This window comes from Pseudomonas sp. 57B-090624, assembly GCF_003234055.1.
In the GTDB taxonomy this organism is placed as follows: Bacteria; Pseudomonadota; Gammaproteobacteria; order Pseudomonadales; family Pseudomonadaceae; genus Metapseudomonas; species Metapseudomonas tohonis.
Genome location: NZ_QKRU01000085.1, coordinates 19,685 through 27,225, shown reverse-complemented (window position 1 = coordinate 27,225; position 7,541 = coordinate 19,685). Strand labels below are relative to the sequence as shown.

The following is a 7,541-nucleotide window of genomic DNA, read 5'->3' as shown; positions in this document are numbered from 1 at the left end:
CCCATGAACCACCACGCCTCGGGCTTCAGCCCCCTCGCCCGCCTGCTGCACTGGTCCATGGCGCTGCTCATCCTCGCCATGCTGTTCATCGGTGCCGGCATGGTGATCACCCTGTCCACCCGCCACACCTGGCTGGTGGAGCTGCACAAGCCGCTGGGCCTCCTCCTGCTGGTCCTGGTACTGCTGCGCATCACGGTACGCCTGCGTCGGCCACCGCCCGCGCTGCCTGCCGACCTCCCGGGCTGGCAGCGCGGGCTCGCCCACCTCTCGCACCTGCTGCTCTACGCGCTGATGCTGGCGATGCCGCTGGTGGGCTGGGCGATGCTGTCCGCCGGCGGCTACCCAGTGGTGTTGCTCGGCTGGCTGCAGCTGCCGGCGATCGCGCCCCATGACGCCGCGCTCTACGCCGTGCTGCGCCAGGCCCATCACTGGCTGGGCTACCTGCTGTTCGCCACGGTGCTGCTGCACCTGGGCGCGGCGCTGTTCCACGGCCTGATCCGCCGCGACGGCGTGCTCGCCAGCATGACGACCGGCAACGCGGAACGCTGACGGCAGGCACCAGGCGCATGGCCGGGCCGGCAAACCAACGGCCATGCGTGCGGTCTACGCTGCTGAACCCATTGAGCGGAGAACGCCCTTGAAGACTCGCCACTGCCTGCTCGCCACCCTGCTGTTCTGCGCTGCAGGCACCCAGGCCTCCACGCCCGAAGCCTGGCAGGAACAGGACAAACGCATGCTCGCCGCCTGCACCAAACTCAGTGGCTTGAAGGCGGTTAAGGCCGCTGGCCAGCCGGTGCTCTTCGACGACCGCCTGGGCATCACCGCCCTGGCCCTCAGCGGCCGCTACCCCCAGGCCCACATGAAAGACCGCGCCGGCCGCGAGCTGTGCCTGTACCAGCGCAAGAGCGGCAAGGCCTTCATCAGCGAGGCCGACAACCTGATCGACGCCCACAAGCCCTGACCGAAAAGAACGGTTACAGCGCGGCGCCGATTTTTCCTGTCGCCGCGCGCCGTTGTCTGGCAAAACCCTTGCCCACCCCACCCCGGAACCAAGGAGCCCGACCATGCGCACCGCCTGCGCCGCACTCTTGCTGAGCCTCGCCCTCCCCGCCCTGGCCGCCGAACCGCCCGCCTACGGGCCGGAACTCGAAGGCTTCGACTACCCGCACCCGGTCAAGCGCTTCGCCTTCGAATCCCAGGGCGAGAAGCTGCAGATGGCCTACATGGACATCCAGCCCGGCACGCCCAACGGCCGCACCCTGGTGCTGCTGCACGGCAAGAACTTCTGCGGGGCGACCTGGGAAGGCAGCATCGAGGCCCTCACCCAGGCCGGCTACCGCGTGGTGGTGCCTGACCAGGTAGGCTTCTGCAAATCCAGCAAGCCGCAGCGCTATCAGTTCAGCTTCCAGCAACTGGCCGCCAACACTCATGCGCTGCTGGCCACCCTGAAGCTGGAGAAGGTCACGCTGATGGGCCATTCCATGGGCGGCATGCTCGCCACCCGCTATGCGTTGCAGTACCCGGAGCAGGTCGAGCAACTGGTGATGGTCAACCCCATCGGGCTGGAGGACTGGAAGGCCATGGGCGTGCCCTGGCGCAGCGTCGACGCCTGGTACCAGCGCGAGCTGAAGACCACCAGCGACGCCATCCGTACCTACCAGAAGAACACCTACTACTCGGGCCAGTGGCGGCCGGAGTTCGACAAGTGGGTGGAAATGCAGGCCGGCCTGTACCGCGGCAAGGGGCGCGAGGCAGTGGCCTGGGACTCGGCGCTGACCTACGACATGATCTACACCCAGCCGGTGGTGCACGAGTTCGACCGGCTGCGCATGCCGGTGCTGCTGCTCATCGGCCAGACCGACAGCACCGCACCGGGCAAGGACACGGCGCCCGAAGCGCTACGAAGCCAGCTCGGCAACTACAAGGTGCTCGGCCAGCAGGCCGCCGAACGCATCCCCGACGCCCGCCTGGTGACCTTCGCCGACCTCGGCCACTCGCCGCAGATCCAGGCGCCCGAGGTCTTCCACAAGGCCCTGCTGGAAGGCCTTGGCAACCCCTGAGGTCGCACCCTGGCCGGCGCTGCACTATCATCGCCGGCCATTCACCCCGGGAGCCCCGCCCATGAACGACGAAATCACTCTTCTCAACCGCCTTGCCAACAGCGACATGCTGGAGATCGACGGCCTGCACGCCTGGCAGTTCGAGCTGGACGCCGGTGCCCTGCTGGTCGAATGCGTCGATGGCCGTACCCAGCGCCGCTGGCATTTCAGCGCGGAGCAGGTCCTGGCGGCGCGGTTCGACGGGGACAAGGGCGCCTGGACGATCCATGACGACCAGGGCCCGCACAGCCTGGTGTGCATGGAGGCCTTCAGCGGCAGCAACGACGACGATGACGACGAGCCGGACGAGGCCGCCAACGACGACGGCATCGACCGCGGCTGAGGCTTCAGCTCACCACGTTGCGGATGTAGCGCACCGCGACGTCGCCACGGTTGGCGTAGCCATAGGGCTGGCTGCTGGCGAAGACATGGAAGTCCCCCGCGCCGACGCGCACCTCGCCACCTGGCAGCTCCAGGGTCAACTCGCCTTCGGTGACATAGACCATCTCCCGCCAGCCTTCGGCGTCGGCCTCCGACACGTAGCGCTCCCCCGGTTCCAGCGACCAGGCCCAGAGCTCGACCTCGCGCCGCGCCGGGGCGCTGGCCAGCAGGATGGCGCGGCTGCGGGGGTCGCGGCCGACCCAGGCGACCGCCTCGATGCGCGAGCGGTCAGGCCGGCTCGGCGCCTGCACGAGGTCGGGGAAGAGCACGCCCAGCGCCTCGGCAATGCGGTCCAGGGTGGCCAGGCTGACGTTCACATCGCCGCCCTCGATGCCGACGATCATCCGCCGGCTCACCCCCGATGCGGTGGCCAGGGCGTCCTGGCTGAGGCCAAGTGCCTTGCGCAGCCGGCGCACATTGCCGGAGACGTGTTCGAGTACGTTGGGTCGGTCCATGGTGCTGGGCAGTATATTGCTCAAAAGCTGAATTTTGCGCATTATGTTGCACATAACCAACCAGAACAAGCGCCACCTCCTCGCCACTGCCTGATCCGGACCCTCCCATGAATTCCCGCACCCTCACCTCGACGCTGCTGCCCGTCGGCATCCTGCTGGTCGCCATGACCTCGGTACAGAGCGGCGCCTCACTGGCCAAGTCGCTCTTCCCCGTCATCGGCGCCCAGGGCACCACCAGCCTGCGCCTGATCTTCGCCGCCCTTTTCCTGCTGCTGGTGCTGCGCCCCTGGCGCACCCGCATCAACACCAGCGCGCTGGGCAGCGTCCTGGCCTACGGCACGGCGCTGGGCTTCATGAACCTGCTGTTCTACATGTCGCTGCAAACGGTGCCGCTGGGCATCGCCGTGGCGCTGGAGTTCACCGGCCCGCTGGCGGTGGCGATCCTGTCCTCCCGACGCCTGCTGGACTTCGTCTGGATCGCCCTGGCCGTGGCCGGCCTGGCGCTGCTGCTGCCCATCGGCGAAGGCGCCGCCGGCATCGACCCACTGGGCGCCGCCTATGCGCTGGGCGCCGGGGTCTGCTGGGGGCTCTACATCATCTTCGGCCAGCGCGCCGGGGCCGAACACGGCATGCAGAGCGCCTGCCTGGGCGTGATGGTGGCCGCCTTCGTCGCCGCGCCCTTCGGCATGGTGCACGCCGGCACGGACCTGTTGAACCTCGCCCTGATCCCCACCGCGCTGGGCGTGGCGCTGCTCTCCACCGCCATCCCCTACACCCTGGAGATGTACGCCCTGACCCGCATGCCGGCGCGCACCTTCGGCACGCTGATGAGCATCGAGCCGGCCCTGGGTGCCCTCTCCGGCCTGCTGTTCCTCGGCGAGCGCCTGTCCTTGCTGCAATGGCTGGCCATCGGCGCCATCATCCTCGCCTCCATCGGCACCACCGCCAGCATGAAGAGCCGCCAGGAAGCCGAAGGGCTGATTCCCGCCGACTGATCCGCTGCGAATGTTCTTGCCGAGAAGCGCCCTCCTGCGCAAGGCTATCGCCAGCCTTGCGCACCAACAGGATCAACCATGAACAAGTTCACTCCCGGCCCCAGCGGCTGCCCCCCGGTCAGCTGGCAGCTGGACCAGATCGTCTCCGAACTGCGCGCCGCCCGCGCCGAATGGCGCAACCGCAATGGCCGTACCCGGGACCGCGGCGGCCGCGAACTGCCGTCGCGTGTCGCGGTCGGCCAGATCATCGAAGCCATCAGTGGCGCCCTCTTCCCCATGCGCCTGGGCCCTACCGACCTGCGCGAGGAGAGCGAAGACTTCTACGTCGGCCACACCCTGGACACGGCGCTCAACGCGCTGGTCGTCGAAGTGCGCCGCGAGCTCGGCTACGCCGCCCGCAACGGCAGCGCCGACGATGGCGACAGCGAGTGCCAGGCGATCCGCGTGGTGAAGGGCTTCGCCGCCGCGCTGCCACAGCTGCGCGTGCTGCTGGACACCGACGTACTGGCCGCCTACCAGGGCGACCCCGCCGCACGCAGCGTCGACGAGGTGCTGCTGTGCTACCCGGGCGTGCATGCCGTGATCCACCACCGCCTGGCGCACTACTTCTACAGCAACGGGCTGCCGTTGCTGGCGCGCATCATCGCGGAGATCGCCCACTCGGCCACCGGCATCGACATCCACCCCGGCGCCACCATCGGCAAGAGCTTCTTCATCGACCACGGCACGGGCGTGGTGATCGGCGAGACGGCGATCATCGGCGAGCGGGTGCGCATCTACCAGGCGGTGACCCTGGGCGCCAAGCGCTTCCCCTCGGACGAGTCGGGCAACCTGCAGAAGGGCCAGCCGCGCCACCCGATAGTCGAGGACGACGTGGTGATCTACGCCGGCGCGACCATCCTCGGGCGCATCACCATCGGCAAGGGCTCGGTCATCGGCGGCAACGTCTGGCTGACCCGCAGCGTGCCGGCGGACAGCAACATCACCCAGGCCACCCTGCAGAACGATTGCGGCGCCTGAGACGCCCTGCCCCGCCAGCAAAGAACCCCGCGCACGCGGGGTTCTGCGCATCAGGCCGAGGTTTCCCGTGGCACGAACAGGCGGCGGGTCAGCATCAGGTGGAGGACGAAGGCGATCAGCGCGGCCAGCGGGATCGCCGTCAGCGCGCGGGTGATGCTGGAGCCGAAATCGGCCTGGCCCCGCAGCACCTCCAGGCGGCCGAAACGGGAAGGCTCGGCATTGGCGTAGGCCACCTTCACCGAGGCGCCCTCCCTGAGGTAAGGCTCGGCATTGGCGGCGGAGGTCTCGAAAGTGCCGTCGTAGGCCTTGCCGGCCACCTCGAAGACATAGTGGAAGTGGTAGGTCTCGCTGGTACGGCCGCGGCGGTGGTGTTCCTCGGTCACGGTGTCCAGGCTCACGGGCGCCACCACCTCGGAATGGTCCTTGAGAATGGCGTTGGCATCGAGGTAGTTGAGGATCGCGGTGACGATGAGGAAGCCGGCGCCAAGCAAGGCGGCGAGGCTCAGCAGGATCATCGACACCTTGCTGAGGGTGCGGTGGGTTTCGGGCGAAGTCTTGAAGTTGATCATGGTGTCCCTTCCGGTTGGTTGCAGTGCCCTGGCGCGCAACGGGTGGCGGGGCCGATGGGTCGATCCACCCGAGGTAACCATGGAAGGCGGCACGGCACCGGAGCACGCAGTACGCACGCCTGCAGCACGGGCCAATCCGTCCATGGAAAGTTAATAGCACTAAGCTAGCATCCAGTTTCAAGGAAGCCCTTGATTGAAGTCACACCCTGTTACATTCATAGCAAGGCCGAGGGCAGACCGCTGCGCGGCAGGGATCGCACTGCCGCCAATGGGCCATGGACGGAACGCTGAGCCACCCCTTCATCCAGTGCAGATAGCCGTTCTAGAGGTACCGATGTGAGCACCACGGCCAACCGATTCTCCTCCCTGCTGCATCTGGTGCGCCTGCACTTCGGCGTTGGCGCCGTCGTGCTCATCGAACCCGACGGCCCGCTCGCCTGCGACGGCATCGACCAGCAAAGGGCTGCGCGCGCGCTGGTCTCCGGCACCCCGCAACCGATAGCCCGCTGCCCCATCGCCGATGGCGGCGGCGAACTGCTGCTGTTCGACGACCAGCCCCGCGAGGTGGACCCGGTGGCGCTGGCCGAATTCGCCAACCTGGCGAGCGAGCTGTTCACCCGGCACCGCGAAGTGCTGGGCATGCGCGAATGGCTGCGGGTGCTACGGGAAAAGGAACAGCGCCTGGCCCTCGCCGTCGCCGGCAGCGGCACCGGCATCTGGGACCGCGACGTGGTCAATGGGCTGATCCACTACTCGCCCGGCTGGAAATCACTGCTGGGCTATGCCGACGACGAGATCGGCACGCGCATCGAGGAGAGCTATACCCGCGTCCATCCCGACGACCTCGACTACGTGAAGCGCAGCATCCTGGAGCATTTCGAGCAGCGCACCCCTGACTACCAGGTCGAGCATCGCCTGCGCCACAAGGATGGCCACTACATCTGGGTGATCAGCCGCGGCAAGGTGGTGGAACGCGACGACCAGGGCCGCCCCCTGCGGATGCTCGGCACCACCACCGACATCACCCGGACCCGCCACATGGCAGAGCGCCTGCAACAGAACCTCGACCTGCTGACGGACCTGACCAACGAGATCCCCGGCATGGTCTTCCAGTACCTGCGCCTCGCCGACGGCAGCGGCAGCTACCGCTACGTCAGCGCAGGCAGCCAGGACGTCTACGGCCTCTCCCCCGAACAGCTGAAGCTGCCGACAGGGCGCGAGCGCATCCTGGCGCTGATCCACCCGGACGACCTGGCCGCCTACCAGGACTCCCTGGAAACCTCGGCGCTGGCCCTCACCCCCTGGCACATGGAATACCGGGTACTGGTCCCCGGCCGCGACACCGGCTGGCGCCAGGGCAACGCCCACCCCAAGCGCCTGGCTGACGGCAGCGTGCTCTGGCACGGCTTCGTCACCGACATCACCGAGCACAAGCGCATCGAGGCGGAGTTGCAGGCGCTGGCCACCACCGACTTCCTCACCCAGTTGCCCAACCGCCGTCACTTCATGTCGCGCATCGAGGAAGAACTGGCCCGGCTGCGACGCCCCACCGGCCATGGAGCCGCCCTGCTGATGCTCGACCTGGATCACTTCAAGGTGATCAACGACCGCTGGGGCCATGCCGTGGGCGATGAGGCGCTGCGCCATTTCGCGACCCTGCTGGTGCAGCAGATGCGGCGGGTGGATTTCGCCGGGCGCATGGGCGGCGAGGAGTTCGCCGTGGTGCTCAACGATGCCAGCCACGACAGCGCCCTGGTGTTCGCCCAGCGCCTGCAGCAGCAGTTGGCGGAGACCCCGCTGCGCCACCAGGGCGAGGTGATCCCGCTGACGGTGAGTATCGGCATCACCCGGATCAGCGCCGACGACGCCACGGCCGAAGCCGCGCTGTCGCGCAGCGACCTGGCGCTCTACCGCGCCAAGGCCAACGGCCGCAATCGCATCGAGAGCCACTGAGCGCACACG

The 7,541-nt window shown here is 68.0% G+C and carries 9 protein-coding genes; 7 read left to right on the top strand and 2 right to left on the bottom strand.

Annotated elements, in window-relative coordinates:
* The first annotated feature begins 3 nt into the window (after positions 1–3).
* The 4 genes from DMX10_RS28070 to DMX10_RS28055 all read left to right on the top strand — a co-directional run bounded on the left by DMX10_RS28070 (position 4) and on the right by DMX10_RS28055 (position 2,442).
* A complete protein-coding gene (locus tag DMX10_RS28070; protein WP_111264186.1) occupies positions 4–549 on the top strand; it encodes a cytochrome b in 546 nt (181 codons plus the stop codon).
* A gap of 88 nt (positions 550–637) precedes the next feature.
* Entirely contained in the window at positions 638–961 is a 324-nt protein-coding gene (locus tag DMX10_RS28065; protein WP_111264185.1) for a hypothetical protein, read from the top strand.
* Between the two features lie 103 nt (positions 962–1,064).
* Complete coding sequence (locus tag DMX10_RS28060) at positions 1,065–2,060, top strand: alpha/beta fold hydrolase (RefSeq protein WP_111264184.1); 996 nt, start codon at positions 1,065–1,067, stop codon at positions 2,058–2,060.
* A 61-nt stretch (positions 2,061–2,121) separates the two neighbouring features.
* Entirely contained in the window at positions 2,122–2,442 is a 321-nt protein-coding gene (locus DMX10_RS28055) for a DUF5629 family protein (RefSeq protein WP_111264183.1), read from the top strand.
* Between the two features lie 4 nt (positions 2,443–2,446).
* Here the strand turns inward: DMX10_RS28055 and DMX10_RS28050 are convergent, their stop codons facing one another.
* Entirely contained in the window at positions 2,447–3,037 is a 591-nt protein-coding gene (locus tag DMX10_RS28050) for a helix-turn-helix domain-containing protein (RefSeq protein ID WP_111264182.1), read from the bottom strand.
* 65 nt (positions 3,038–3,102) lie between these two features.
* Here DMX10_RS28050 and rhtA point away from each other — a divergent pair, with 65 nt between their 5' ends.
* Together rhtA and epsC are read left to right on the top strand one after the other, a co-directional pair.
* On the top strand, positions 3,103–3,990 hold the full coding sequence (rhtA, locus tag DMX10_RS28045; RefSeq protein WP_111264181.1) for a threonine/homoserine exporter RhtA: 888 nt from the start codon (positions 3,103–3,105) through the stop codon (positions 3,988–3,990).
* A gap of 78 nt (positions 3,991–4,068) precedes the next feature.
* A complete protein-coding gene (gene epsC, locus DMX10_RS28040; protein WP_111264180.1) occupies positions 4,069–5,010 on the top strand; it encodes a serine O-acetyltransferase EpsC in 942 nt (313 codons plus the stop codon).
* Between the two features lie 50 nt (positions 5,011–5,060).
* Here the strand turns inward: epsC and DMX10_RS28035 are convergent, their stop codons facing one another.
* Positions 5,061–5,579, bottom strand: coding sequence for a DUF3592 domain-containing protein (locus DMX10_RS28035; RefSeq protein WP_158545633.1), 519 nt, complete (start codon positions 5,577–5,579; stop codon positions 5,061–5,063).
* Positions 5,580–5,915: 336 nt separating this feature from the next.
* On the opposite strand from DMX10_RS28035, the gene DMX10_RS28030 reads away from it, so the two are divergent.
* Positions 5,916–7,532 carry a sensor domain-containing diguanylate cyclase gene (locus DMX10_RS28030; RefSeq protein WP_236205234.1) on the top strand — a complete coding sequence of 539 codons (1,617 nt, stop codon included), beginning with the start codon at positions 5,916–5,918 and terminating at the stop codon, positions 7,530–7,532.
* Positions 7,533–7,541 lie beyond the last annotated feature (9 nt).

Coding starts and splice junctions, on each gene's coding strand:
- DMX10_RS28060 (WP_111264184.1), top strand. CDS start 1,065: ATGCGCACCGCCTGCGCCGCACTCTTGCTGAGCCTCGCCCTCCCCGCC.
- DMX10_RS28050 (WP_111264182.1), bottom strand. CDS start 3,037: ATGCGCAAAATTCAGCTTTTGAGCAATATACTGCCCAGCACCATGGAC.
- DMX10_RS28055 (WP_111264183.1), top strand. CDS start 2,122: ATGAACGACGAAATCACTCTTCTCAACCGCCTTGCCAACAGCGACATG.
- DMX10_RS28070 (WP_111264186.1), top strand. CDS start 4: ATGAACCACCACGCCTCGGGCTTCAGCCCCCTCGCCCGCCTGCTGCAC.
- DMX10_RS28035 (WP_158545633.1), bottom strand. CDS start 5,579: ATGATCAACTTCAAGACTTCGCCCGAAACCCACCGCACCCTCAGCAAG.
- rhtA (WP_111264181.1), top strand. CDS start 3,103: ATGAATTCCCGCACCCTCACCTCGACGCTGCTGCCCGTCGGCATCCTG.
- epsC (WP_111264180.1), top strand. CDS start 4,069: ATGAACAAGTTCACTCCCGGCCCCAGCGGCTGCCCCCCGGTCAGCTGG.